Consider the following 1,388-nt stretch of genomic DNA (forward strand, 5'->3'; position numbering starts at 1 on the left):
TTTTGCCATTCTGGTGCAGGCACATTATCCCGATCCACAACTTCAAACATCGAATCAACATGATGTACTGAAGCTTCTAGATCCGTAGGGAACAGCGCACGAACCCGGTGATCCTTCGCTTGATTATCCAGCTTCGTCTCGATGTGAACGCCTTTTCCACCTTGCTCCAAGGAAATGACAGTACGGATCTTCATGATCACAGTACGGCTGCTCCGCTGTGCAGTGCGCTCTGGATAATACACTAGTGCCCGTTGTTCTTCATCTAATTTGTCATCTGCTGATGCAGGAATTTCCCACTCATGGGTAACCTCTACCGAAGCGCGGTAAGGTGTATCTTCCAGCACAGAGATCCCTGCAGTAAGTCCCTTTGTCGTTAACGTCTTCTCACCATCAGGTTGTCTGTACATATATTCATTACCGATATCTCCAGTATTCTCATATACACCAAGATCACTGTAAATGCGGCCTGTTGTTTTATCAGTTAGCGTGAATGAACCGTCGTCTGCAACATTCACCTTCAACGTAGCATTCTCCATCGTACGGTCTCCCGTAAATAGAGAATTACTTTGAGCTGGAGCTCCTGCTTTCCGTACCCATGCATAGGTGCGTAAGCCGATAGCTGGAACGTCCTCTGCTTGGAACGTCAATTTGACCCGGCGGCACATATAAGGCTGACGGAATTTATCATCAGGCAGATCATAACCGAACAGCAGACCTAGGTCTTCCACCGTGCAGTTCAATACGTTTCCTTGCTCATCAACCAGCAAGCGACCCGAAAGATCAACATCCTTCATCCGCTGTGCTGTTTCTTCCAGCGTGAAGCCTTCGCGCAAATACAAGCGGGCAGCATCCAACTCGATCGATACGGTTCCCGTACGGCTCCATCCAGTGGTGTTCATCACAAGCAATGGTAGCGGGTCTTCGCCAAATTCAGCAAATCCTGAAGTATTCACGGCTTCAGCAATGATACGTTTGCTGTCATCGATGATGCTCTCTGCGACATGGCGGCTCTTGTCAAAGCGCGTAACCATCTCACGATGCACTTCATCCACGCTACAACCACAAATGCTATCGTGTGGATGGTTCTGCATCAATGTCTTCCAAGCATACGTAAACAGATGATGCGGATAATCTTGTCCCAACACATGAGCGATCGATGCAAGCGGCTCTGCGACCTTCTCGAGGATCGCTTGTCCTTGTTGATTCATCTGCTTCAGGTAGACACGAGCTGACGCCGTATTCACAAGCGTGCCCCAGCCATCGGTACGTTGGCTACGAAGCTCGCCTTTAACAGACGACAATTCACGATCGCTAGCACTTTCAATCGCACGTAAGTAATCCGGGAAGTTCGAATGAATGAATTCCGTATCCGGGTACAATTCCTTCGC

Annotated in this window: 1 protein-coding gene; it reads right to left on the minus strand. The window is 48.8% G+C overall.

The window, feature by feature from the left end:
- Positions 1-1,388 (minus strand): glycoside hydrolase family 38 C-terminal domain-containing protein (locus tag IEW05_RS25510; RefSeq protein WP_188542680.1); only part of this gene is annotated, 1,388 nt, incomplete at both ends.

The organism is Paenibacillus segetis, from assembly GCF_014639155.1.
GTDB classification, from domain to species: Bacteria; Bacillota; Bacilli; order Paenibacillales; family Paenibacillaceae; genus Fontibacillus; species Fontibacillus segetis.